At 63.6% G+C, this 24637-nt stretch carries 23 protein-coding genes; 12 read left to right on the forward strand and 11 right to left on the reverse strand.

The genetic code is table 11. The features are described 5' to 3' along the window. Together ACYQ7X_RS16385 and ACYQ7X_RS16390 are read right to left on the reverse strand one after the other, a co-directional pair. Positions 1-217 (reverse strand): helix-turn-helix domain-containing protein (locus ACYQ7X_RS16385; protein ID WP_459698147.1); only part of this gene is annotated, 217 nt, incomplete at its 3' end. Between the two features lie 217 nt (positions 218-434). Then, entirely contained in the window at positions 435-1385 is a 951-nt protein-coding gene (locus ACYQ7X_RS16390; protein WP_459698148.1) for a LysR substrate-binding domain-containing protein, read from the reverse strand. Positions 1386-1501: 116 nt separating this feature from the next. Here ACYQ7X_RS16390 and ACYQ7X_RS16395 point away from each other — a divergent pair, with 116 nt between their 5' ends. From ACYQ7X_RS16395 to ACYQ7X_RS16405, 3 genes are all read left to right on the forward strand, one after another. Next, positions 1502-2050: a carboxymuconolactone decarboxylase family protein gene (locus ACYQ7X_RS16395; RefSeq protein WP_459698149.1), complete on the forward strand. Its 549-nt coding sequence runs from the start codon at positions 1502-1504 to the stop codon at positions 2048-2050. An 87-nt stretch (positions 2051-2137) separates the two neighbouring features. Then, positions 2138-2998, forward strand: coding sequence for an alpha/beta fold hydrolase (locus tag ACYQ7X_RS16400; RefSeq protein WP_459698150.1), 861 nt, complete (start codon positions 2138-2140; stop codon positions 2996-2998). A gap of 91 nt (positions 2999-3089) precedes the next feature. Then, complete coding sequence (locus ACYQ7X_RS16405; RefSeq protein ID WP_459698151.1) at positions 3090-3476, forward strand: nuclear transport factor 2 family protein; 387 nt, start codon at positions 3090-3092, stop codon at positions 3474-3476. Between the two features lie 69 nt (positions 3477-3545). Here the strand turns inward: ACYQ7X_RS16405 and ACYQ7X_RS16410 are convergent, their stop codons facing one another. From ACYQ7X_RS16410 to ACYQ7X_RS16430, 5 genes are read right to left on the reverse strand one after another with little or no spacing between them, the layout of a single operon-like run. Beyond that, the gene (locus ACYQ7X_RS16410; protein WP_459698152.1) at positions 3546-4232 is read right to left on the reverse strand and encodes a haloacid dehalogenase type II; all 687 of its coding nucleotides are present in this window, start codon (positions 4230-4232) and stop codon (positions 3546-3548) included. Then, positions 4229-4750, reverse strand: coding sequence for a redoxin domain-containing protein (locus ACYQ7X_RS16415; protein ID WP_459698153.1), 522 nt, complete (start codon positions 4748-4750; stop codon positions 4229-4231). The genes ACYQ7X_RS16410 and ACYQ7X_RS16415 overlap by 4 nt, the downstream gene beginning before the upstream one ends. A gap of 34 nt (positions 4751-4784) precedes the next feature. Further along, on the reverse strand, positions 4785-4991 hold the full coding sequence (locus ACYQ7X_RS16420; protein WP_459698154.1) for a glutathione S-transferase family protein: 207 nt from the start codon (positions 4989-4991) through the stop codon (positions 4785-4787). Beyond that, complete coding sequence (locus tag ACYQ7X_RS16425) at positions 4988-5695, reverse strand: glutathione S-transferase N-terminal domain-containing protein (RefSeq protein ID WP_459698155.1); 708 nt, start codon at positions 5693-5695, stop codon at positions 4988-4990. The genes ACYQ7X_RS16420 and ACYQ7X_RS16425 overlap by 4 nt, the downstream gene beginning before the upstream one ends. Next, entirely contained in the window at positions 5692-6309 is a 618-nt protein-coding gene (locus tag ACYQ7X_RS16430) for a TetR/AcrR family transcriptional regulator (RefSeq protein WP_459698156.1), read from the reverse strand. Before ACYQ7X_RS16430 ends, ACYQ7X_RS16425 begins: the two co-directional genes overlap by 4 nt. A gap of 91 nt (positions 6310-6400) precedes the next feature. On the opposite strand from ACYQ7X_RS16430, the gene ACYQ7X_RS16435 reads away from it, so the two are divergent. Then, positions 6401-7072, forward strand: coding sequence for a DsbA family protein (locus tag ACYQ7X_RS16435; RefSeq protein ID WP_459698157.1), 672 nt, complete (start codon positions 6401-6403; stop codon positions 7070-7072). A 181-nt stretch (positions 7073-7253) separates the two neighbouring features. On the opposite strand, the gene ACYQ7X_RS16440 is transcribed toward ACYQ7X_RS16435, so the two are convergent. Beyond that, positions 7254-8219 carry a LysR family transcriptional regulator gene (locus tag ACYQ7X_RS16440; protein ID WP_459698158.1) on the reverse strand — a complete coding sequence of 322 codons (966 nt, stop codon included), beginning with the start codon at positions 8217-8219 and terminating at the stop codon, positions 7254-7256. A 108-nt stretch (positions 8220-8327) separates the two neighbouring features. Between ACYQ7X_RS16440 and ACYQ7X_RS16445 the strand changes: the two genes are divergently transcribed. The 4 genes from ACYQ7X_RS16445 (at position 8328) to ACYQ7X_RS16460 (ending at position 16046) form a co-directional block, all read left to right on the forward strand. Continuing rightward, positions 8328-9887, forward strand: coding sequence for a proton-conducting transporter transmembrane domain-containing protein (locus tag ACYQ7X_RS16445; protein WP_459698159.1), 1560 nt, complete (start codon positions 8328-8330; stop codon positions 9885-9887). A gap of 19 nt (positions 9888-9906) precedes the next feature. Further along, positions 9907-12327 (forward strand): YbcC family protein, encoded by a 2421-nt coding sequence (locus ACYQ7X_RS16450; RefSeq protein WP_459698160.1) that lies wholly within the window; start codon positions 9907-9909, stop codon positions 12325-12327. Next, positions 12270-13280 (forward strand): sulfate adenylyltransferase subunit CysD, encoded by a 1011-nt coding sequence (cysD, locus tag ACYQ7X_RS16455; protein ID WP_459698161.1) that lies wholly within the window; start codon positions 12270-12272, stop codon positions 13278-13280. The genes ACYQ7X_RS16450 and cysD overlap by 58 nt, the downstream gene beginning before the upstream one ends. Positions 13281-13532: 252 nt before the next feature. After that, a complete protein-coding gene (locus ACYQ7X_RS16460; protein WP_459698162.1) occupies positions 13533-16046 on the forward strand; it encodes a tetratricopeptide repeat protein in 2514 nt (837 codons plus the stop codon). A 200-nt stretch (positions 16047-16246) separates the two neighbouring features. Here the strand turns inward: ACYQ7X_RS16460 and ACYQ7X_RS16465 are convergent, their stop codons facing one another. The 3 genes from ACYQ7X_RS16465 to ACYQ7X_RS16475 form a co-directional block, all read right to left on the reverse strand. Continuing rightward, positions 16247-17398 carry a GGDEF domain-containing protein gene (locus ACYQ7X_RS16465; protein WP_459698163.1) on the reverse strand — a complete coding sequence of 384 codons (1152 nt, stop codon included), beginning with the start codon at positions 17396-17398 and terminating at the stop codon, positions 16247-16249. Positions 17399-17621: 223 nt separating this feature from the next. Further along, positions 17622-18755, reverse strand: coding sequence for a hypothetical protein (locus ACYQ7X_RS16470; protein ID WP_459698164.1), 1134 nt, complete (start codon positions 18753-18755; stop codon positions 17622-17624). 179 nt (positions 18756-18934) lie between these two features. After that, entirely contained in the window at positions 18935-19411 is a 477-nt protein-coding gene (locus tag ACYQ7X_RS16475; RefSeq protein WP_459698165.1) for an Hcp family type VI secretion system effector, read from the reverse strand. A 322-nt stretch (positions 19412-19733) separates the two neighbouring features. On the opposite strand from ACYQ7X_RS16475, the gene tssA reads away from it, so the two are divergent. The 4 genes from tssA (at position 19734) to tssC (ACYQ7X_RS16495) (ending at position 24622) form a co-directional block, all read left to right on the forward strand. Beyond that, positions 19734-20840 (forward strand): type VI secretion system protein TssA, encoded by a 1107-nt coding sequence (tssA, locus tag ACYQ7X_RS16480; protein ID WP_459698166.1) that lies wholly within the window; start codon positions 19734-19736, stop codon positions 20838-20840. Positions 20841-21082: 242 nt separating this feature from the next. Then, entirely contained in the window at positions 21083-21589 is a 507-nt protein-coding gene (gene tssB / locus ACYQ7X_RS16485) for a type VI secretion system contractile sheath small subunit (protein ID WP_459698167.1), read from the forward strand. Positions 21590-21592: 3 nt separating this feature from the next. Beyond that, positions 21593-23080, forward strand: coding sequence for a type VI secretion system contractile sheath large subunit (gene tssC, locus ACYQ7X_RS16490; protein WP_459698168.1), 1488 nt, complete (start codon positions 21593-21595; stop codon positions 23078-23080). 93 nt (positions 23081-23173) lie between these two features. Further along, entirely contained in the window at positions 23174-24622 is a 1449-nt protein-coding gene (gene tssC / locus ACYQ7X_RS16495; RefSeq protein ID WP_459698169.1) for a type VI secretion system contractile sheath large subunit, read from the forward strand. Positions 24623-24637: the final 15 nt, after the last annotated feature.

Raw genomic sequence — 24637 nt, forward strand, 5'->3', positions numbered from 1 at the left:
ACCGGTCCGAGAGCGCCGTGACACCCTCTTCCTTGTAGCGGCCGAGGATCTTGTAACCCGTTTTGCGCGAGATGCCGGCTTCCCGGTAAAGATCGCTCATGCTCTCCCCTTCAAGGAGCCGGGCAATCAAACGCAGGCGCTCGTCCATAACCGAACACTCTTTCCACGGCATCGACACCTCCTGGGCGGGCTCGCCAGCCAAGAAGGTGTCACCCATGTGTCCGGAACAACCTGTCACCTATGTCTCAGAACGCTCACTCCAGGGAAATCAGCGATTTAGAGCGGTCCTTCGGGGCCGCTTTTTGCTTTGAGCATCGTCCCTTTCGGGCGCTCTCAGCAGGATCTATGCTCTTGGAAGAGAGTCAGCCGAATTTGCCGTGCTGCCCACATGCCGATGCCGTCTGCGAAATTGGCAATCGATCTCCGCCGACGGGCTACAGGCGGTCGCTATCCGACAATGGGAAGCGACTTGGCCCGAATTGCGCCGCGATTCGGCGCAGGCGCTCCTGGAGCCGTGGTAAGACGAAGTCGAGAAATGCCCGAAGCTTCAGCGGCTGTTGCTGGTGCGATGCGTGTATGAACTGGACTGGGATCGGCGGCGGCGCCCAATCGGATAGAATGGGAATGAGGTTTCCATCTCTGACGCTCGCGGCCGCCTGATACGACATCACTCGCGCAATTCCAAGACCGGCGACAGCACCGCCGATGACGCCCTCCGCCGTGTTGACCGAAAAGCGAGCTTTGATGGGGAAGTGCCGCACCCCGTTAGTGGCGGCAAAGGGCCATTCGCGGTGGCGCTGGAACTCCTCGAACGCGACACATTCATGATCCGCAAGGTCCGCAGGCGTGCGCGGCTCGCCCTGCCGATGGAGATAATCCGGGCTCGCGCACACGACCCATTGGATCTCGCCGACACGGCGTACGACCAAGGCACTGTCGGGTAAGTGCCCGATCCTGACCGCAACATCGACGTGGGATTCGACCAGATTGATCACCCAATCGGATAGGACAAGCCTTACCGTAACGTCCGGATAGGCTGCGAGAAACTCGTGGACGATCGGCGCGACGTTCATCGTGCCGAACATGATCGGTGCAGTTACGACCAATTCTCCCCGCGGCGCGCGATATTCGCCCGACACCGCCCGCTCCGCCTCGGCCAGCTCTTCCAGCACCCGGCGCGCTGAGGCGACAAAAGCCGTTCCAGCCTCGGTCAGCAGCAGCTTGCGGCTGGTGCGGACTACCAATTGCGCTCCCAACTGCGCTTCAAGATCGGACACCCGGCGACTCACCGTCGGTAGCGGTACTGCCAAGGTTCGCGACGCGGCAGACAGGCTGCCGCCGTCGACCGCGGCTATCAGCGTGCGCATCGCCTCAAACCGATCCATCCTACCTCTCATATTGCGGAAGTCTGGCTTCCAACACTAGGGGATTCTGCCGTTTTCCGGAAGGATATATCTGTCGATGCAGCAGCCGAGCGCGGCTCACCCGACGGAGGAGTGTCATGTCGCGAGTTCCCATCCCGGCCGTCAACCAGATACCAGCCGAAGCGCAGACGCTCCTGGGCAGTGTGAAGAGCCAGTTCGGCACTGTGCCAAACATGTACCTGATCATTGCGCACAGCCCTGCGGCTCTGGAGGCCGTTCTCGGATTTTATAATGCACTCGACAAAGGCAGCCTCGACCGGCTCACCCGCGAGCGCATCGCACTGGCGGTCGCAGAGGCGAACGGCTCCGATTACTGTCTGTCGGCGCAGACCCACCGCGTCCGCAAGGCCGCGATGCTTGATGACGCGGAGATCACGGCCAACCGAAGCGGCGCGTCGAACGACATCAAGGCGGATGCCGCTGTCCACTTCGCCGCCAGGTTGGCCCGCGAACGGGGGCAGCTCGGCGAGACCGACGTCGAGACGATGAAGCGAGCCGGCTACTCCGACGCGCAGATCGTCGAGATCATCGCCAGCGTCGCGATCAATCTATTCACCAACATGCTCAACGAAGCCCTGCGGACCGATATCGACTTCCCGCGAATAGCGGCCCGCAAGGCCGCCTGATCACGTCACGGCCCGAACGCACCAACGAAGGCGCGCTCGTGCGCATCAGCGCACCCTTCCTCGCGCTGTCAACCAAGGAGACCTGCCATGTCCGTCCGTTTCAAAGCCGCCGATGTCGATGGCCTCAACGTCTTTTACCGCGAGGCCGGCGATCCCGCGCGCCCCGTCGTCCTTTTGCTGCACGGCTTCCCGAGCGCCAGCCACATGTTCCGGGACCTGATCCCGGAACTAGCCGACCGCTACCATGTCGTGGCGCCCGACCTTCCGGGCTTCGGCATGACCGAGCAGCCGCGGCGAGACCAGTTCGCCTACACCTTCGACAACATCGCGAAGGTGGTCGGTCGCTTCACCGAAGTCCTCGGCCTCGCCAAGTTTGCTGTCTATGTCTTCGATTATGGCGCGCCGGTCGGCTTCCGCATCGCGGTGAAGCATCCCGAGCGGATCAGCGCCATCGTCACCCAGAACGGCAACACCTATCTTGAGGGCGTCTCGGAGGCCTTCGCGCCGGTCCAGGCCTACTGGAGGGAGCCGACGCAGGCCAATCGCGACGCGCTTCGCGGCTTCCTGGCGCCGCAGACGACGCTGTTCCAGTACACGCACGGCGTCGCCGACGCCGACCTAGTGTCGCCCGACGGCCGCAATCTGGACGACTTCTATCTGGCGCGGCCGGGCAACGACGAGATCCAGCTCGACCTTCTGCTCGATTACCAGTCGAACGTCGCGCTCTACAACACGATCCAGGCCTATCTGCGCCGTCATCAGCCCCCGGTCCTGGCCGTGTGGGGCAGGAACGACCCGTTCTTCATTCCGGCCGGCGCCGAGGCGTTCAAGCGGGATGTGCCGTCAGCCGACATCCGCTTCGTCGAGAGCGGCCACTTCGCACTGGAGACCCACGCCCGCGAGATCGGTGCGGCGATGCGCGAGTTTCTCGCCAAGCACATCGGCTGATGCCGCAGTCCGGGCGTCGCCGGCGCCCGGATTTCTCCGCCCACGCCAGGGCGGTCACCCGCCCCGCAGCCACCCCCGACGGAGATCAGCAATGAAGGCGCCCACCGATATCATTCGCAGCTTCTACGACAAGCTCGCCTCCGGCGACGCTCCCGGCGCATTGGGCCTGATGGCGCCCGACATCGAGTGGATCACGATGTGGCACTACCAGATCGACGGTCGCGGACCCGAGCGCGTGGCCGAGGGCCTGTTCAAGCCGCTGATGGCGGAGTGGTCGAGCTTCGCCCTCGTCCCGACGGAATTCATCACCGACGGCGAGACCGTCGTATCGCTCGGTGATTTCATTGGCGTCCATGGCTCGACGGGCAAGAAGGCAGATGCCCGCTATGCCCACGTCTGGACTATCAAGGACGGCAAGATCACGCGCTTCCGCCAGTATATCGATACGCAAGCCGTTGCCGAAGCGCGCCAGACCTGAGTCGCAATCGCAGCGGGCGCGTCGGCGGGCCGATCTCCGCGAGCATGGTGCGATTCTCGCCTGGCGTGGTCAGGCCGGCCGAGCCAGCAGTGCCGGCAGCTCGGCCAGGCTTTTCACCTCGTGATCCGGCGCGCCCGGCAGCCGCTCGCGCCGCTGGCCGTAGCGGTTGCACCAGACCACGCGCATCCCGTAAGCGGAGGCGGCATAGGCGTCCCAGGCATTGGAGGACTGGAACGAAACCTGCTCCGCGCGCACCCCGAGCTGCTGCAGGGCGTAGTCGTAGACGCGGGGATGGGTCTTGAAGACCTGCACGGCATCGGCCGAGAGCACCGCGTCGAGCAGGTTCTGCAGGCCGGCGCCGCGCACCGCCGCATCCAGCATCGCGGGCGAGCCGTTGGAGAGGATGGCGGTGACGAAGCCCGCCTCCTTCAGCCGGCGCAGCGTGTCAGGAACCTCGGGGAAGGCCGATAAAGTGAGGTAAAGGTCCATCAGCCGAGCCTGCAGGGCGGGCGTCGCGATACCGAGGCTGTCGAGCGTGAAGTCCAGCGCCTCCCCCGTCACCTGCCAGAAATCCGCGTAGCGTCCCTGCAGCGAGCGCAGCCACGTGTATTGCAGCTGCTTGTCGCGCCACAGATTGGTCAGGGCGGCACGCTTGTCCTCGGGGATCTCCGCGCAGCGCGCGGCGGCGGAGGCGAAGTCGAAGATGGTGCCATAGGCGTCGAAGACGCAGGCGCGGACGTCGGCGAGCGGGCTCATTTCACAGTGCCCCGGATCGGGTAGGCCTTCTCGATGATGAGGCCGAACCCACGCACAATGCGGTCGAGATCGGGCCGCAGGAACGGCGCGTTGGCGATGTCCACGAGATGCAGAACGCCCTCGGGATTGACGACGAAGAGCGCCGGCTCGGGGAAGCGATGGTCGGTCTCCTCCGCCGAGCGCGGTTCGGACACGTAGAGGCCGAGCCGGTGCATGGTCGTCTCGTCCATGCCGTAGAGGAGTGGGAAGTTCACCTTCGCCGCCTCGGCAGTGATGCGGGTCTGCGCTTCGCTGTCGGCGGAGACGGCCGCGACCGAGATGCCGAGAGCCGCGAGCGCCTCGCGCCGCTGCTCGATCTCCGCGAGATAGGATTTGCAGATCGGGCAATGCTGGCCGCGGATCACGAACAGTGCCTGCCATCCGCCGACGGCGCCGAAGGTGACGTCACCGCCATCAAGCTGCTTGAAGGTGATGGGGGCGAAGGGCTGGCCGGGATGAAGCTTGCTGGTCGTGTCCATCGGGCGTTCTCCTGAAATCTCGGTAGGGAGGTGGCTAGGCGCTGGCCATCCGCTTCGCCGATCGGGCGAGGCCGTCATAGGAGTCGAGCATCCGCTCGACCCAGGCGGAAACCGGATCATCGGATGCCGTCAGCAAGCCGGGGCTGGTGATGCGCGCCCACTGGAAGGCGCGGAAGACAGCATGGTCGGCGTAGGCTGGCGCGGCGCCGGCCAGATCAAAAAGACGCAGCTCGGCGCTCATGCGTTTTCTCCCGTCGGATTGGCGGCCGTCTGGCCGAACAGCAGCGCGCGGGATTGGTCGCTCACCGTGGGTGCGGTGTTGATCTTCTCTGCCAGCGCATAGGAGCGCTGAACGGCGGGGCGGGCTTTCATCGTCTCGAACCACCGCTTCAGATGCGGGAAGTCGTCGAGATTCTGCTGTTGACGCTTGTGCGGCACGATCCAGGGATAGCTTGCCATATCGGCGATGGAATACGCGCCGGCGACGAACTCCCGATCGGTGAGCCGCTTGTTCAGCACGCCGTAGAGTCGGTTCGTTTCGTTGACATATCGCTTGATTGCGTAAGGCAGATTCTCCGGTGCGTATTGGACGAAATGATGGTTCTGGCCGGCCATCGGGCCGAGGCCGCCGATCTGCCAGAACAGCCACTGCATGACCTCGGTGCGGCCGCGCATGTCGGCGGAGAGGAACTTCCCTGTCTTCTCGGCCAGATATTGCAGGATGGCGCCGGACTCGAAGACGCTGACCGGGGCGCCGCCGTCAGCCGGCGCGGTATCGACAATCGCCGGGATACGATTGTTCGGGGCGATCGCCAGGAACTCCGGCTTGAACTGGTCGCCCGCGCTGATGTTCACCGGAATGACGCGATACGGCAGGCCCGTCTCCTCGAGGAGGATCGTCACCTTGTGCCCATTGGGTGTCGTCCAGTAGTGCAGGTCGATCATCGGCCGAGTCCTCTTCTTCTGGTGCGCGACGGCCGGGGGAGGCTCGCGATGGCGCGGTCCGCCAGCGCACGCAGCCGCTTGGGGTCAGGGTCGAGGCGGGCCATCACGCGGATGGCGAACACCGTGCCAAGCAGCGCGGTCGCATTCGCGGCGATATCAGCTTTCGGATCGAGGTCACCGCTCGCGACCGCCTGCTCCAGCCGCTCGGCAAAAAAGCGCTCCACCTCGCCGAGGCGTGCACGAACGAGCGCGCGCGCCGCGTCCGACATCGCCGCCCCGTCAAGCGCAGTATTGACCAGAAGACAGCCGCGATGATGCGGATCCGCCAGCGACATCGCGATCAGCTCATCGAGGAAGTCGCAGATGGCGCGAAGTGGATCGGCAGAGGCAGAAAGACGAGCCAGACGCTCCACCAATCCCTCGTCCGCGTAGCGGCGCAGCGCTTCGACGAACAGGCCGTTCTTGTCGTTGAAACGATGATACAGCGCCGCCGAACTCAGGCCCGTCGCCTGCGTCAGGTCGCGCAGCGATGTTCCGGCATAACCGTTCTGCCAGAACACACCGACGGCGCGTTCAAGGACGGTATCGTCGGAAAGGGCTCGAGTGCGGGACATTGACCTTGCTCAGGGATAGCGCGCATGTCATAAATAATAGAACGACCAATCTAAATCAACCCTGATCCATCGCCTCGACAGGAGACCGATCATGCGCCAGCCCCACCTCGTCTATTTCGCCGATCCCATGTGCTCCTGGTGCTGGGGCTTCACGCCTGTGATCCAGGCCATCGAGAAGCGCTTCGGCGCCGCGCTGCCGATCCGCCTGGTCATGGGCGGGCTGCGCCCCTGGACCGAGCAGGCGATGACCGCGCACGATCGCGCCGACGTCCGTCACCACTGGGAACAGGTCCACACGGCCTCGGGTCAGCCGTTCGACTTCGCCTTCTTCGACCGCGACCGCTTCGTCTACGACACCGAACCGCCGAGCCGCGCCGTTGTGGTGCTCCGCCGCCGCGGCATGGACACCGGTCTCGCCGCCCTGCGCCGCATCCACCGCGCCTTCTATGCCGAAAACCGCGACGTGACCGACACCGCCACCTTGGCGGCCCTTGCCGCAGAGTTTGGCGTGGACGAAACCGCCTTCCGCAGCGAGTTCGACAGCGAAGCGGCCGTGGAAGAAACGCGCGGCGACTTCGCGATCGCGCAGTCGGCCGGCATCCGGGGATTTCCCACCTTGATCGCGGGCGAAGGTGACGACGATCAGTATGCGCTCGTCACCCACGGATTCCAGCCCGGCGCGCGCATCCTCCCGGCGCTCGAACAATGGCTTGGCGAGGCCGCGGCAATGTCCTCCGCTCAATCCGGCCAGGCCTGTGGCTGACCGTGACATCGCATCGACCTAGCGACGGAAGCGCTCATCAAGCTCCTAGACCTGAAGGCGGGTGTGGGTTTCCGCTTTCGCCGATGTCGCCTGGTGGCAGGGCTTCGTTTACCTCGCCTTCGTCATCGAGGCCTTTGCGCCCCGCATTATCGGGTGGCGCCCGACCGCGGCTATGGCGCGCTCATGGACCTGCATCAATCGCCCGGGTTCGAGCGGCGGGTTCGGCGTCAGCGGCGCGGGCACATAGGCCAGAAAGAGATGCCGCCGGCTGCGCATATCTGGTCAGCAGGTCGTCAAGAAGCTGGTTGGGGAAACGGCGGTTCCGAATGATGGCGTAGAAGCTTTCCGTGAGCTGCGGGATCCGGCAGTGCTCGACCAGCACCCCGGACTTCAGTTCGTCGCGCACGACGATCGGTGGGACCAGGGTCACGCCTTCACGCTCGCGCGCCAGCAGGCGAAGCATCGCCATGTCGTCAACTTCGGCCAGGATGATGGGCCGGATGCCCGCCAGATCCAGCAGCCGGTCGAAGCCGACCCGAATGTCGCTGTCGAGGCTCGGGAGCAGGATTGGCTCGCTGCGAAGATCCTCCGGAAAGCGGAATGGAGGCTTGTCGAGCCGAGGCCGGCCGACCAGGCTGACGGGCTGCTGGTTGAGCAGGTGATTGCGAAAGGGCGCGCGGGCGTCTCGTTGGGCGGCGCTATTGGAAAGAACGACGTCGATGGCATGCGCTTCGAGCCGGGCGAGCAGGTCTCGTGTCGTGCCGGAACGCACGATCAGTTCCACATCCGCGCGGCCGACCAAGGGGCGGAGGAACTCAAGCTGGAAGTTGCGCGACAGCGTCGTGAGTGCGCCGACCCTCAGGACCTGACGACTGGCCAGAGGCCGGCCTTCGAGGGTACTCATCAGCTCATCGCCGGCCCGAAAAACGGTGTCCGCATAATCCAGCGAGATTTGACCTGCCTCGGTCAGGACGAGCCGCTTGCCGACCCGTTCGAACAGCGGGTGCCCCATCTGCTGTTCAAGTTTCTGGATCTGCACCGATAACGCCGACTGCGACAGATTCAGCCGCTCGGCCGCTCGCGTGAGGCTCCCCTCATGCGCGACCGCCCAGAAATAGCGGAGATGATTGAAGTTCAGGTTCGCCATATCGTTCTATAAAACAGAACGATATGGCGAAAACAATGAAATTTTATCCGATTGTCGCCTCGGCTACCTCTTTCACGGACACGCGTGGTGCGTTGAAGGGAAAAACCTTTGCCAATCGATCTCCTGCCATTTGCCGCCCCCTTGGCGCTTTTGATGAGCGCCTCTGTTGGTTTCGTGAACCCTGGCCGCAGACCTCGCATCCTTCCTCGGCTGGCTGAAGCCTCTGCGCTTGTCGCCACAGTGGTGGCGGCGCTCTCAGCGGGATTGCTCATTCTGCACGGGCCAGCGGACAGCCGGCTGATTGGGCTGCAAGGTGTCGGCCTGTCGATTCGGCTCGACGCCGTCAGCGTCGTGATGTTCCTCTTGGTCTCGTTCATCGGATGGGTTGTGGTGCGGTACACCGCGACATATCTCGACGGAGAGGCGCGGCAGGGTGCGTTCACCGGCTGGCTCTGCATGACGCTGGCCTCGGTGCTTCTCCTGGTGCTGTCGGGCAACCTCGTCCAGCTCATTCTGGCCTGGGTCGCGACGAGCCTCTTTCTGCATCGGCTTCTGCTGTTCTATCCGGACCGGATCGCGGCGCGGCGCGCGGCGGCGAAGAAAGTCGTCACCGCCCGCCTCGGCGACCTAGCGCTGATCTCCGCAGCGGGACTCCTGACGCTCGCCTATGGCACGACCGACATCGCAGCGATCCTGAGCGCCGCCCGCGCCGGAAGCGGCGGCGGCCTGGCGATCGCCGCGGCGGGCTTCCTGGCCGCCGCCGCACTCCTGAAGTCCGCGCAGTTTCCGATGCACGGCTGGCTGACCGAGGTGATGGAAACCCCGACGCCAGTCTCCGCGCTGCTCCACGCGGGCGTCATCAATGCAGGCGGCTTTCTGCTGATCCGCTTTGCCGATCTGATGTTGCAGGCCCCTGGCGTTCTGGCAGTCCTCGTCATGATTGGGGGATTCACCGCACTCTTCGGCGGGTTGGTGATGCTGACGCAGCCTGCGGTGAAGACGTCGCTCGCCTGGTCGACGGTTGCTCAGATGGGTTTCATGATCGTGGAGTGCGGGCTCGGGCTCTTCCCGCTGGCCTTGCTGCATATCGTCGCCCATTCGCTCTACAAGGCCCATTCCTTCCTGGCCTCCGGCGGCGCGGTGGATCTCATCGCCGCCAATCGCAGGCCCGGTCCGGTGGCCATTCCCAAGGCCAGCGCGGTCGGACGCGCCTTTCTCCTGGCGCTGGCGATCTACGCCGTTGTCGGGTTCGGCTTCGGTTTCCAGCACAAGTCGCCGCAGGCCATCGCGCTGGGCGCCATTTTGATCTTCGGCGTCGCCTACCTACTGGCGCAGGGCCTTGCGGATGCCGCTCCAAGAGCCTTGACCCAGCGGACCATCATCTACGCCGTCATCACCTCCAGCAGCTACTTTGCCCTTCAGGTCTTCGCTGGCTGGTTGACCTCTGGCGTTTTGCCGGCCCCGCCGGCCCCTGGTCCTCTTCAGTGGGCGTTGATTGTGCTCGCGGTGATCAGTTTCGGCCTCGTGGCAATCGTCCAGGCGATGTTCCCGCTCTGGGCCTATCACCCCGCTGCCGCGGTGCTGCGCGTGCATCTTTCTAATGGCTTCTACGCTAACGCGGTCTTTGACCGGCTGCTGCGTGGCTGGCGGCTGCGCAATGCAACCTGATCAGCTCGGAGGAAAAACAATGACCCATTTCCTGACTTCAAGCCGCCGGGATGCGCTGAAGCCCGACGCCGCCGCCGATCGCGCCGCCCGGGCGATCCCTCCGGTCTGGCCATTGGCGTCGAGCGTCGCGGTCAATCCATTCCTGGGCCAGGCCGATCAAAGCCTGGCCACGGTCGGCGCGCGTCTGGAACGGGTGGCAGGCGCCCAGGTCACGATGGCGCGCAGCTGGTATTTGGAGCGGATCTCCAGCGGCATCATCACCGATGCCGATCTGTCCGAGGCCCTCGCAAACGCGCCGGTAGCGCTTCGCCCGGCGAACCTCGCGGCTCTGAAATCCCCTTCACATGTTACGAAACCCGCAGCCAGCCCGCTGCCGACGATCGCCGATCTCGCCGCCGAAGCCTCGGGGATCGACTGGCCAGGATTGATCGCGGAGCGCTTCGGGGCCTGGGCGGCCGGGTATTTCGACGAGGGCCAGGCACTTTGGGCCGCGCCTCGCGGTAGAGGCGCCTACGCTGCCTGGCGCGCCGTCGCGACCCATGATCTTACGCCCGAGATTGTCGGCCTTCCTGGCTTTGCGACGCATGTCTCGGAGGCGCCAGAAGCCGCGCCGGACGCTGTTGCCAGCGTGGTGCAGCGGATCGCGATCCCAGCCGAGGCACTGGAAACTTACTTCCACCAGATGCTGCTGACGCTGGGCGGCTGGGCGCAATACGCGCGCTATCTGCTCTGGCAGGCGGAACTCGGCGGCGGCGCGGATGCGACCCTGACGGACTTTCTGGCGATCCGGCTGACCTGGGAGGCGGCTTTGTTCGGCCGCTATGGGGAGCAGATCGGCGACCGCTGGAAGACTGTCCTAGCCTTGCACGCGACCCCGGTCACGCCAACCGCCGACCATGTCGTGGACTCCATTCTGCAGGAGGCCTCGGAACGCGCCGCGCAACGGCTGCTGGGCGAAACGCTTGCGGCGCGGGGGACGGCGGCGACGGATGGCCGACCCGCGCTCCAGGCTGCCTTCTGCATCGACGTCCGCTCCGAGGTGTTTCGTCGGGCGCTGGAATCCGTAAACCCGGATATCCAGACTCTGGGCTTCGCAGGCTTCTTCGGCCTGGCAGTCTCACATCGCCGCTTCGCATCCGACGTGCAGGAACTGCGTTTGCCGGTGCTCCTGAACCCGCGCCTAGCCAGCCGTTCTGGCGGTCCAACAGACGCCGAGGCGGACCAGTCGGCGCGGTTCAAGGCGCGCGCGAAGCGGGCCTGGGGTCGCTTCAAGCTCGCGGCCGTATCGTCCTTTGCCTTCGTCGAGGCGACCGGACCGGTCTATGCCAGCAAGCTCGTGAGCGATGCGCTGGGGCTCCACGCCGCTCGCGCGCCGAACGATCCCCCGCCCCGTCTTGATCCCGCTCTTGATCTTGCAACGAGGACCAAGGCAGCTGAGGCGGTGCTACGGGCCATGTCGTTGACGACCAATTTCGCAAAGCTCGTTCTGCTCGCTGGACACGGCGCAAACGTCGTCAACAACCCCCATGCCAGCGCCCTCCATTGCGGGGCCTGCGGCGGCTATTCCGGCGAGGTCAATGCCCGGCTGCTAGCGGCGCTGTTGAACGAGCCAGAGGTGCGCGCTGGCCTGCTTTCGCAGGGGATCGAGATTCCGGCCGATACCCTTTTCCTCGGCGCGTTGCATGACACAACGACCGACGCGGTGACGCTCTATCCGGACGATCATCCCTCCGCCGCCCATCAGTCAGATATCCACCAGGCGAAGGTTTGGCTTGAAGCGGCCGGGGTCATCTCAAGGGGTGAACGGGCTCTGCGCCTGCCGAGGGCGACAGGAGAGGGCAGTCTCACGGGGCGCAGCCGCGACTGGGCCGAGGTGCGGCCGGAATGGGCGCTGGCGGGCTGCAAGGCGTTCATCGCCGCGCCGCGCCGGCGCACGGCGGGCAAGACCCTCGAAGGCCGCGCCTTCCTGCACGATTATGACTGGAAGATCGACAGGGACTTTGGTGTTCTGGAGTTGATCCTGACCGCGCCCGTTGTCGTCGCGAGCTGGATCAGCCTGCAGTATTACGGATCCACCGTGGCGCCCGGCGTATTCGGTGCCGGCAACAAGCTCCTGCACAACGTCACCGGCGGCATCGGCGTCGTTGAGGGGAACGGCGGCATGATGCGGGCCGGTCTTCCCTGGCAATCGGTCCATGACGGGGAGCGCTACGTCCACGAGCCGCTTCGCCTGTCCGTCTGCATCGAAGCGCCGCGTGAAGCGATGACCGAAATCCTCAAGCGGAATGAGGGTGTTCGCGTGCTGTTCGACAATCGCTGGCTGCATCTTTTCGCTCTCGATGAGACCGGCCGGATGGCCTGGCGCTACGCGGGAGATCTTCAATGGACCGCGATGAGCGCGGGGGCGGACCCGGCGGTCCCTCTGAAGATGGCGGTCTGAGCGGTGCCTCTTTGAGGAATTCGAGACCTGGAATGGAAAGCTCAGCTGTAAAACTCGCCAGCTCTCACCTGCCCCAGCTGGAATCGGAATCTATCCACATCCTGCGCGAGGCGGTCGCGGAAGCCCGCAACCCGGTCATGCTGTTCTCTGCGGGCAAGGACTCGACCGTCATGGCACACCTGGCGCTGAGAGCCTTCTACCCTTCCAAACCGCCGTTCCCGTTGCTGCACGTCGACTCGACCTGGGAGTTCAGGTCACTGATCGCGTTTCGCGACGACTTCGCGGCCAAGCATGGACTCAAGCTCATCGCCTACGCGAATGAAAAAGGCCGCGCGGCGGGCATCAATCCTTTTGACCATGGTGATCACTATACCCTGGTCATGCGGACAGAGCCCCTCAAGACCGCGCTCGACGCTGGCGGCTACGACATCATCTTTGGCGGCGCCCGGCGCGATGAGGAAAAGTCGCGAGCCAAGGAACGAATTGTGTCGGTGCGTGGCGCTGGCCATTCATGGGATCCGCGCCAGCAGCGGCCGGAACTCTGGCGGCTCTACAACACCCGCCTGGGCAAGGACCAAACCGCGCGCGTATTTCCGCTCTCCAACTGGACGGAGACGGATATCTGGGTCTATGCGCTGCTCAACAATATCCAGCTTGCGCCGCTTTATTACGCCGCGCCCCGACCGGTCGTGCAACGCGGGGGAGCCTTCATCGTGGTCGATGAGGAGAGCCGCATGCGGTTCCAACCCGGCGACGAAATCCAGACCAAAACCGTGCGCTTCCGAACCCTTGGCTGCTGGCCGGTGACCGGCGCGGTCGAATCCGAAGCCGCCGATCTGCCGGCCGTTGTCGATGAAACCCTGCGGGTATCGTCCTCAGAGCGCCAAGGGCGCATCAGTGATGGGGAGGGTGGCGGCTCGCTCGAGCAGAAAAAGCGCGACGGCTATTTCTGATGATGCCGGCGGAGGATCCTTCCTACCAGAACAGGCGCGGCCATCTCACTGACAATCATATTAATTTTGCGTTTATTTTTTCTTGACCAACCTCTAGCCCGACCATAGCCTTTCCGCCATAGGCGTCTGGCCTTGCCTTGAGGATGGGTTGTCATCGGCTATGTCTCGCGCTTTTGTCCGCGAACCTCCCGCTGCTACGCATCCTCGGCCAGCCATGCCGTAGTCCGAACCGGTTGCCGCAGCGGAGCATGCATGGCCTTGCTTTTTGAGATGACCCATGGCGTTGACCCACAAACTGAGATCAGTCACGCAGAGCAACTGCTCAACTCAGGCCGATACGCCGAAGCCGAAGCGGCGTTTGCTCGGACGATCGTGCTCTTCGGATCCGCTCTGAAGGCTTATCTGGGAGCGGCCGAAGCGGCACATCGTCAGGGGGCTCGATCGGTCGCACAGGCCTATCTCCAGGCTGCCGCCCTTGCGCTGCCGGACAATCCTTGGCCACTCATCCGCCTCGCGGATGATGCTCTTGCCCTGCATGAAGTGGCAAAGGCGCAGCAGCTCTACCAAGCCGTGCTCTCGCTGGCGTCGGATAGCGCTTTCGGGCATCTGGGGCTTGGCAAAGCTGCCCGCCTGCTAGGGCAGCGCGAAGTGGCAGTGGCGCACTTCACGGCGGCTGTGGCGGTCGAACCGGATAATGTTTGGGCCTTGATCGAGCTGGGCACGGAACTTCGCGAGTTACGAAGACTTTCTGAGGCTGAAGAGGTGTTCACCAAGCTGCTCGACCTTGCGCCTGAGAATGTCTATTGCCGCCTTGGCCTTGGCCAGTGCGCCCGGGCGCGTGGTGCGGCGCGCGAAGCTCTCCTGCACTTCACCGCGGCGCGTGACGCGGATCCCGATCATCTCTGGGCCAATCTAGAACTCGCTGCCGAACTTCGCTCCTTGGGGGAGTTCGAGGCGGCAGAGGCCGCGTACAGGCGAGTCCTCACCCTGGCACCGGATACGTTTCATGCGCCGCTTGGCCTCGCCTACACCGCACGCGCGCGCGGTGACCGTGATGCGGCACGTGTCATGTTCGAAAGAGCCTCAGCTCTGGACCCTGGAAACGCCGCCCTGTTGGTGGAAATCGCGCGAGAGTTGACGGTCGCTCTCCGGTTCACGGAAAGCGAAGCCATGCTCGACAAGGCTTACAGCCTTGATCCCCAGAACGTCGAAGTCGCACTCATGCGGGCGGAGCGCGCCCTAACGCTGTATGACGTAGATGAAGCATACGCGATCTATGAATCGGCTATCGAACAGCACCCCGACAATCTTTGGCTTCATTTGGGAAAGATCGATGCCCTCTGGGCACTTGGCAATATCAGCGAGGCGCTCGAAAGCGTCTCGACCCTTGCTGAGCACTTCGGCCCCGATGCCAATATCGCTCTCAAATGGCTAACGATTCTCCGCCATTTCGGGGACTATCGCGGGGCCGTACAGCTCGGGCGCACCTTCCTAAACGCGTTGCCCCACGCCTTCTGGCTCGCAGTCGAGCTTTTCCAGTGCGAAAATCTGGTCAGCCTTGACGATGATGCTCTATCATCGCTTGCGCGCATCCCGGCGGCAACGATTGAGGAACAAGCCGTCGTGGCGCGGATGCGGGGAAGTTTTGCCGAGCTGCGTTGGCGCTCGGACGAGGCGCAGTGTCATTATGAGGCGGCTGTCGCTCTCAACCCCCAGGATCCTTGGCCTCGGTATGATCTTACACGCATGAAAATCCTTCTGCTCGATGTGAGCGGCGCGCGGAGCGAACTGACCCGCTTCCAGCAGATCCACGGGCATGTCACTCGCTTGCGTGGCCGCACGCTCAATATATCGCAGACCCATTATGGTGAGCTGATCAACGACTACAGCACGGATCGGGATCTTCTCGAGCATCTCCGCCGGCTCAGCGCCCTGCCACCGGCCGAGCGGGTCGCGCCGCTCGCCGCGCTCGCTTCCCACCATCCGAACAGTACCCCTGTCAGCGCTGGGCTCCTACTGGCTTTGCGCCAGAGCGGCGCATTCGCGTTGCCCGATTCAGAGGCGGGCGCAGCTGCCAGTCAGACTCCCCGCCAGATCATCCAATTCTGGGACAAGCAGGAACCACCGCCCGACGTCGCTTGGCTCATGGCGAGTTGGCCGAACATCAATCCCGAATATCGCTACCACCGGTTCGACCTGCGATCCGCAGCGGCCTTCATCGCTCAGCGATTTCCTGAACCGGTCTCCTGGGCTTTTCACCGCGCGAAAGAGGCCGCGCAGAAGGCCGATCTGTTCCGGCTCGCCTGGCTTTGTGCCGAAGGCGGGGTCTATGTAGACGCCGATGATCGCTGCACGGCGCCTCTGCAAAGGATCATTCCTGCCCATGCCCAGCTTGTCCTCTATCAGGAAGATCATGGAACAGTATGCAACAACTTCATCGCGGCGATGCCCGGACATCCCGTAATCCAGCGTGCGCTACAGTCTGTCGTGAACGACATCAACGCCGGATCGGGAGAGACCGTGTGGTTCGTCTCCGGCCCCGGTGCGCTGAGCCGGGCCTTCACCCACTTCATCGCTGAGACGGGTTCGCCGGAGCGATGGATCCCGCAAGGGATCGTCGTTCAAGACCGGCGGCAGATGTTCGCCGCGGTCTCCATGAACTGCTCGCCAGGCTATAAGCGATCCGGCGGCCATTGGAGCGCGCCCGCCGCCGAGAAGCCGGCACCCCAGGCTGTGGCGGTGGCGGAAGCAGAGGCGGTTGCTTGAACACACTTGCCCGGCATGCGGCCGCGCGTGTCTCTCCCGCCGCGCGGTCGCTCATACATACTGCGGTGGCGCTACATGCGATCGATCAGTCGCTGAAATCTTATCGCGACGGTGGTCTTGATCGGCTTGCTCCCGTTTCTCCGGCGACCGATCATCGCCCTCGGCCTCGGCATTTCCCGCTTCGGCCCCATTATCGCGCTTTAGGCCTCGCGTCTTGGCTCGGTGGCAGGCGATAGTGCCGCTCGCCGGCGGGAAGGGTCACGCGCTATGCGCGAGCGGTCGCGGCCGTCCCTCTTGGCTTGGTAGAGCGCTTCATCCGCTCGCTGGAGGATGGCGGTCAGCGCCTCCTGCTGGTGCCTTGACTCGGCGACGCCGATGCTGACCGTCCCACGTACCGCGCAGGCCGCAACCGCAGCGGCCCGCGCCTTGAACCCGATGCGCACTTGCTCCGCAATGGCATAACCGGCATCAGCAGCGATCCCTGGCAGAAGACACGCGAATTCCTCACCGCCCATACGAAAGACGGTGCCACGCGAACCGATGATATCGGTCGCACTTCTGGCCAGTAACTTGATCACCTCATCGCCGATCCCGTGCCCGAAGCTGTCGTTAATTGATTTGAAACGATCGATATCCAGGACCATGATGCTGAGCCGCCCGCTGCTATCCCAGGATGCCCGGGACTCGGCAAATTGCTCGAAAGCGCGACGGTTGGCGACACCGGTCAGAGGGTCGTCCAGCGTCATCCGGTAGTATTTGGAGGCAACGCGCTCCTGCAGCAACGCGATGACGAAGGCACCAGTCAGCAAGACCTGGGCGACAACGCTCGCATTATCTACAATGATTGCCCAAGCCTTGCTCGGGCGGCCGCCGAGTGGCATCGGCAGATAGGCGGTGAGGCAGACCTTCCCGGCGGCATAGGCGGCGTAGGCGGTGAAGATCCAAAAGAGTGCGGCGCGTGCCGGCAGTCGCTCAGCACGCCCCAGCCAAAACTCCCGTGCGGCCAAGGCCTCGAAAGCGGCAATGATTATACCGCGAATGAGAGCGCTCATCTCGGTCAGGCGATACGGCGCGAAGATCCAGAGTGAGAATATCAGCCACAGTGTTGACGGCACGAGGACGCAGGCAAACACCAGCGAACGACTGTAGAGCGCGCGCGAAGCCTGCCATGTCAGCCCATAGGCGATGAGAATGAGCCAGGCGCCCAGTTGAAGCGGAAGCAGTCCTGGCAGAAGTGATGGTCTCGCCAGGAAACCGGCACCGATGGTCGCTGCGGCAAGGGGGAGAACAAACCAAAGAAGATGGTGCGATCGTCTGCCGTTGATCCAGAAAACGAGGAAAAGCAAGCTCATCAAGGCGAGCACACAAGCCGTATAGGCGATGATTGTGTACGGGTCTAGAGGCAAAGGGGTACGTCTCGGTAAGAGAATACCGCCCTTAAGCATAGTTTCCCCGGCGCGGCCAGCGCGACGCTACCGCGCTCACAGGCACCGAAACAGACGCGCCGTTTTGCCGTCAGCCCCTTCTAGCGGCTCATCACCCTCCCGGACGGCCGGCCGGGTAAGAGGGCAACTGTCATATCAGCAGCAATTTATCGGCAATCGCCATCCAGCCGGCAGGCTCCTCGATGAGCGCCTGGACATCGTACTTCCCGAGAAGCCGCGTCGCGCCCCGCTTGGTGAAGAGCTCCCAGATAATCTCCGTCGCCGGACCGCTGCCGACGCCGCCCCCGGAGCCCACGACATCCCCGGCCGAGCGTAGAAACTGGCCTGCCCTGCCGCTCATCCCCACCCCAGGCGGTGGGAGTTCGGGGATAGTGCGAAGCGAAGGGATAAAGGTCTCGCGCGGAAAGCGGCCGGTCGGGGCCGGGCGGCCCGGGCGGCTCGCCCAAGGCGCTTCCGTCTCGCCGCGCCGCGCCGGCTGGCTGTGGCGGGCCCACGGTAGCAGACCCTGCTCAGACCAGGCGATATACTGGAGGTGCGCCGCCGCCGCGTAGCACGCGCCCGTGATCGTCAGCTTGATGCCCATTTTAGCCACCGCTGCGGCGATCGCGGTCGGGATCGAGGCGAGCGGGATGACCGACCCCGCAAGTTGGGTGACGCGCAGGCTCGCCTTGATCGCCTTCGTGGTACGGATGAGCGCGCACCAATCCCGCACCAATGCCGCGTTGCTGTAGGAAGCCTGGGCATAGCGCCGCGCGATATACTCGATCCGGGCGGCGTGGATGCCGGTCAACGCCAAGGCGTGAGCGTGATAGATCGTGCCGGGTATGTTCGCGGCGGTTGGTAACGGCGCCGCGCTCATCGCGCTGCTGACCCCCTGAAGCACATTGCCGCCGATCTTCTTGAGCCGCCGAGAGACAAGATAGGCGTGGGTGATCGGGCTTGGGCGATCGCTCACCGGCAGAAGCGGGTTGCGCTTGCTTGAGGTTTTGCGCACGTCGTTGACGCGCGTCATGTCATCGGCCTTGAGCCCGTCCAGCGCGATCTTGGGGATGGAACTGATCGCCTTGTAGGCATGCTCGATCCCGTAGCCGGAGGCGGCCATGCCGGCTGTCAGCGCCTCCGCCAAAAGCTCATAGATATCGATGTCAGCCTGGCCTGCCGCGGTCAGGGCGGTCTGCTGCGCTGCCTTATCCGGCATATAGCCGAGGCGGAAGCGCCGCGGTCTGACATGCCCTTTCACGAAATCGAACTTGTGCGGCTCCATGGCGACATCGTCCTTGAGCTTGCTTCCCGGGCTGCGGGAACGTGCGGAAGCGCCGCGCGGCTGCAACCGCGGAGAAAAGCTTTGGAACCCCTGCCGGACACCACTCACGCCACGTCCTGGCATCGCGCGAGGCTCGCGGCGCGCAGCAAACCCGAGAACCGCCAGCGGCGCGTCCTGCCTCAAGACGTCTGCGCGGTGGACAGGTCATAGATCACATGATCAGGGCTACCCTGGGTGCCGTCCGGAGACATCTGGTGCGTGGTGAACTGCACCTTGGTAAAATTGAGCGACAGCGTCTCGCTCGGCCGGTCCCCGCGCGACTGATGGGAGTAGTGGCTGATGATCGTATTCGTGAGAATAAGCGTGAGATAGACCTCCTGCTGTTCCTTATAGGTGCGCGTGAAGTCGATCTGCACGGTGGCGCCGTGGCCGGAAAGGGCTTGTGTCATCAGCGCGCCGGTCGAAATGTCGTTATCCTTGTTGACAGTCACCTCGTCAATCTGCGGCGCGGTCGATTCACGCTCGGCGGAGGAGCCGACATCGCTGGAAATGCCCCGCCCCACGCCCCACTGAAAGCCGGTCAGCTCGATCCAGTTCGTGTGGCCCGATTCCGTCACGTCGCCGTTGCAGCCGGGAAACTTCATGTAAATCGCCATAATGCCTCTCGCTTCGCCTCTGTTCCAAACCCTCGTTTGACCCGCGCCGAGCGGTTTGGGCCACCTCTGAATCACGTGACGAATAGCCGACTCACAGCCCGAACCGAACCCCGGCTCGCAAACCCACGGTCACGAGAACGGTCCGCAAGCCTCGGCTCTACCCTACACCACTCGACCAACACTCCGTAGATTCGTCAATCTTCATGGCAACTTTCTCTGGCCTGCTGCACTCTCTCCAACTATCAATGGATAGGCGCTGTCAACTAGTTACAATTCCATTGCATGACATCGCGAACCCGCCCTTTTCGAGAAGAGCATCGTTATGGAGCGTGCTGAATTTCAAGCATCTAGCCTGCTGTTGCCCTTCGCCGCAGGATCGCCGGTCGGCGTTGATCCGCGAGGAGATCGCTCGCCTTCATCGTTTTATTCACGCTTGCGTGATGCACGGGCTGACGCGCGCGCAACCGAACGACAGATGGACTATGAAGGCGCGATCAGCCTCGCGCAGGTACAGTGGAAGCTTGTCGAGACAAACGCGCGTGTGATACTCGCGGATCTCGGCAAGGATCTGGAGGTTTCCGCCTGGCTTGCGGAGGCTTGCGTGCGTCTGCACGGTCTCAATGGTTTGCGCTTCGCGGCGGAGGTGATGCTCGGGCTTGTGTCGCAATTCTGGAGTTCGGGCCTGTTCCCTCATGGCGACGATGAGGAAGGAGATCCTCGCGCCGCTCCGATCGCGGGGCTGAATGGCATCAGCGGCGACGGCACGCTCCTGCAGCCGCTCCGTATGGTTGTCTTATTCCACGGCGCCGACCGCACGCCGGTGACGCTTTGGGCCTACGAACAGGCCGAGGAGGCAGAGAGCATCGGCGAGGCCGCTCGCAAGAAGCGCAAGATGGGGACAGGGCCTCTTCTCGCGGAACTGGATGCCGAAGCGCGGCTTGCCGGCGCTGCGGCCCTTCAGGAAACGGGACGTCAGGCGAGAGCCGCGCTCGCTCGCTGGCAAGAACTTGCCGCGGCACTCGAGGCGCGGCTCGGCAGGGATGCGCCGCCCTCTAGCCGCGTTGCCTCCGTCCTCGACAAGATCGCCCGTATTGCTGAGCGGCTCGCGCCCGAACCGACAGGCGAGGCGAAGCTTGCGGCCGAGGCCGCGTTCATACCGCCCGCGGCGCAAGCGATGTCAGCCGAGGGCGAGCGCGTGGACGCGCCTCATCACGCGCGCCCCGAGCGCGAGGAGATGTTACGCACCCTTCTCCTCGTCGCCGATTACTTCCGCCGATATGAGCCGCACTCACCGCTCGCTTACGCGCTCGATGAGGCGGTGCGGCGCGGGCGGCTCTCCTTCCTTGATCTTCTGAAGGAGGTGGTGCCGGAAGGTGGGCAGCGCGGCATGATCTTGCTGCAGCTCGGCATCCGAGCCTCGCTCGATTGACCAACTGAGGGCGCGCTGAGTTAACATTTTCGTTGTCATTGAACTGCCACGCATCCTCAAGCTTTCTTCATGAGGCCTTGTAGATTCGGCATTTTTTCCGGCATCCGACCGATCAATGATTGATCACCCCGATAGCACTGGAGAGATTGCTGTTTGAAAGAGCATTTTTTTCCGCTTTAATGCGTACACAACTCCACGAGTCTGAAAGGCAGCCGCCTAGCTGCCTGCAAGAAGGGGCGATAATGAGCGCAAGCATCCACGAAAAGCTTAGCCGCGTGAGGCGTCCGCGCGTTCACATCACCTATGAGGTTGAGACGGAGGGCGCTCAGGTTCTGCGCGAACTTCCCTTTGTCGTCGGTGTTCTCGGCGATTTCTCAGGCGACTCGACGCAGCCCTTGCGGCCACTTGCCGAGCGCAAGTTCATTCAGATCGACCGTGACAATTTCAACGAAGTGATGGGCCGCTTGAGCCCGGGCCTTAATCTTGTCGTTCCCAACAAGCTCGCCGACAATGGTACCGAGATTGCCGTCAGTCTGAGCTTCAACGCGATCGAAGATTTCGAACCGGGGCGCGTTCTTGCCCAGATTCCGGCGCTGAAGGCGCTGCTAGAAACCAGGAACAAGCTGCGCGATCTCATGAGCAAAGCAGACAGGTCGGAAGAGCTTGAACATCTGCTCGAATCGATCCTCAAGGATGATCGGCAGATGCACGCGGTCTCTGCGGAGCTTTCCGGCCGGGAGGAGCTGTAGCACATGGATCAGTCGCAAGCGAAGATCGAGGGTGCTGGCGGGGCCAGCCATGAGGGCGATCTCCTGCAGCAGGTTGTCTCTGCCACCCGGCAGACCGAGCCTGATCGGGCGCAGGATCTGGTGCGGGCGCTCGTCGAGCAAGCGCAGGCGGGGACGGTCAATTTCGATCGGAACCTCAATCGCACGCTTGAGCGCGCCATCGCCAAGATCGATCACAAGCTGTCCGAGCAGCTGAACGAGATTATTCATGATCCCCGCTTCCTCAAGCTTGAGGGAAGCTGGCGTGGCCTGCATTATCTGGTGCAGAACAGCGAGACGGGATCAGTGTTGAAGATCCGCGTACTCAATGCCTCGAAGCGCGAGCTGAACCGCGATCTTACCAGGGTCGTCGAGTTCGACCAGAGCCTTCTCTTCCGTAAGATTTACGAAAGCGAGTTCGGCACGCCGGGCGGCGAACCCTATGGCGCCCTCATCGGTGATTATGAATGGGGCAATCATCCGGACGAGATCGAGACGCTCCGCCTTATCTCTAATGTCAGCGCAGCAGCCTTCGCGCCTTTCATCTCGGCCGCCAGCGCCAGCATGTTCGGCTTCGACAGCTGGTCTGAGCTGAGCAAGCCGCGCGATCTCGCGAAGATCTTCGATACCGTCGAGTATCAGAAGTGGCGCGGCTTCCGCGATAGCGAGGACAGCCGGTTCGTCTCGCTCGTCATGCCGCGCGTCGTCGCGCGCCTTCCCTATGGCGCGAAGACGAAGCCGATCGATGAGTTCGCCTATGAGGAAGCACCGGTCGATGCGCATGAGGCGCCGCTCGCGATGAGCCATGATGCCTATTGCTGGATGAACGCGGCTTTCGTGATGGGCGCCAAGCTTACTGAGGCTTTCGCCCGCAATGGTTTCTGCACCGCTATTCGTGGAGCGGAGGGCGGCGGCAAGGTCGATGATCTTCCGACCCATATCTTCCAGTCGGATGATGGGGATATGGACGCCAAATGCCCCACTGAAATCGGCATCACCGACCGGCGCGAATACGAGCTCTCGAATCTCGGCTTTCTTCCCCTCTGCCATTACAAGAACCACGATTATGCGGTTTTTTTCGGCGCGCAGACCGTGCAGAAGCCGAAGGAGTATGATCGGCCGGATGCGACCGCGAATGCGCGGATCTCAACCCGCCTGCCCTATATCATGGCGACCAGCCGCTTCGCCCATTACCTCAAGGTCATGGCGCGGGACAAGATCGGCTCCTTCATGGAGGCCGAGGATTGCGAAATCTGGCTGAACCGCTGGATCAAGAACTATGTCAACACCAACGATCTGGCCGGCCCCGAGAGCAAGGCGAAATTCCCGCTCCGGGAAGCCCGCGTCGAGGTGCATCAGATCGCCGGGCGCCCCGGCGCCTACCGCGCGATCGCCTATATGCGACCCTGGCTTCAGATGGAGGAGTTGACGACGAGCCTCCGCATGGTCGCACGCATTCCGGAAAAGGCCTAGCACAGGCGGATGGTTTCGGCCGCTTCCGAGAATTCTCCTCCTCTGCGGGATATGATGCTGACAGGCGCCTTTCTGCAACCGGATGATGGTGCAATGGGCGAGAGGCTGGCGCGGTTCATCGCGGGCGGGGTAGAGGGGCTCGCCACATGGCTCGGTGCTCGGCGGATTGCCGGAGATCCGCGCTCCGCGCCGGCCCTGATTGAGCGTGACATCGTGGCGCTCGATCAGATGATCGCGGCCCAGCTTGACTCTGTCCTCCATCATCCGCGGCTGCAGCGTCTCGAAGGCAGCTGGCGTGGTCTTGAATGGCTGGTCAGCGGGATCGATGCGCGCGGCCAGGTGAAGACGCGCATCCTCGATGCCGGCTGGGCAGAAATCTGCCGGGATCTTGACCGCGCGCCCGAATTCGATCAGAGTGTGCTTTTTCGGAAGATCTACGAGGATGAATTCGGCCGCGCCGGTGGGGAGCCCTTCGGACTGTTGGTGATCGACGAGGAGGTCAGTCACCAGCGGCGCGCCTCCGTAGTTGATCATGCACCACCGGATGATATCGCCGCCCTCTCCTCGCTCGCGGCGCTCGCCGCGGCGGCCTTGTTGCCCGTCGTCATCGCGGCCTCCCCCCATCTCCTGGGCGTGGATCATTTCGATGAACTGGCGCTCTCGCTCGATCCGGCGGCACCTTTGCGGGATACGGAGCATCGGCGCTGGCAGGCGCTTACAGCGCGGAGCGACATGCGCTTCCTCTGCCTCACCATGCCGCGCGTTCTCGCCCGCCCGCTCTGGACACCTGATAGCCTGCGCGACCGGTGGCATTATGCGGAAAGCGCCGGCACGCCGCGCGATCGCGTCTGGTGCCTGGGCGGCTATGCTTTCGCCTCTGTCGTCATCCGGGCGCAGGAGCAATTCGGCTGGCCCGCCGATATCCGCGGTGTGGACAAGGACCGGCTGGGTGGCGGCCTCGTTCCCGATCTGCCCCGTGAAAGCTACACGACCGATCGGGGCGCCGGCTGGTCGCGTCCCTCACTCGATCTCGCGCTGACCGAAAGCCAGGAGCAACTGCTGATCGAAGGCGGGCTCATGCCCATCGCTCACCTGCCGCAGGGCGGCGAGGCGTTCTTCGCTTCGGTGCGCAGCCTGCACTCCGCGCCAGGCGATGCGGTGCCCGAGGATGCCAGGGCCATGGTGGGCAATGCGCGCCTGTCCGCGCAGATCAACTCGATGCTCTGCGTCTCCCGCTTCGCCCATTACATCAAGGTGATGGGCCGGGAGATGATCGGCTCCTTCCTGACAGCGGAAGAGATCGAGCGCCGGCTGCAGCGATGGCTCGCCGGCTACACCAACGGCAACAACCGTGGCGATGCTGAAAGCCGTGCCCGCTATCCGCTTGCCTCCAGCAAGGTGCGTGTCGCGGCCCATGCGGCGCGGCCGGGCACCTTCGCCTGCACCGTTCATCTCCAGCCCTGCTACCAGCTCGACGATGTGGAGACCACGTTCCAACTGGCAACCGAATTCGTCCTCCCCGGCGCGGGTTTGGTGCACTGATGATCACACGGAGGC

This window comes from Acidisoma sp. C75, assembly GCF_054665095.1.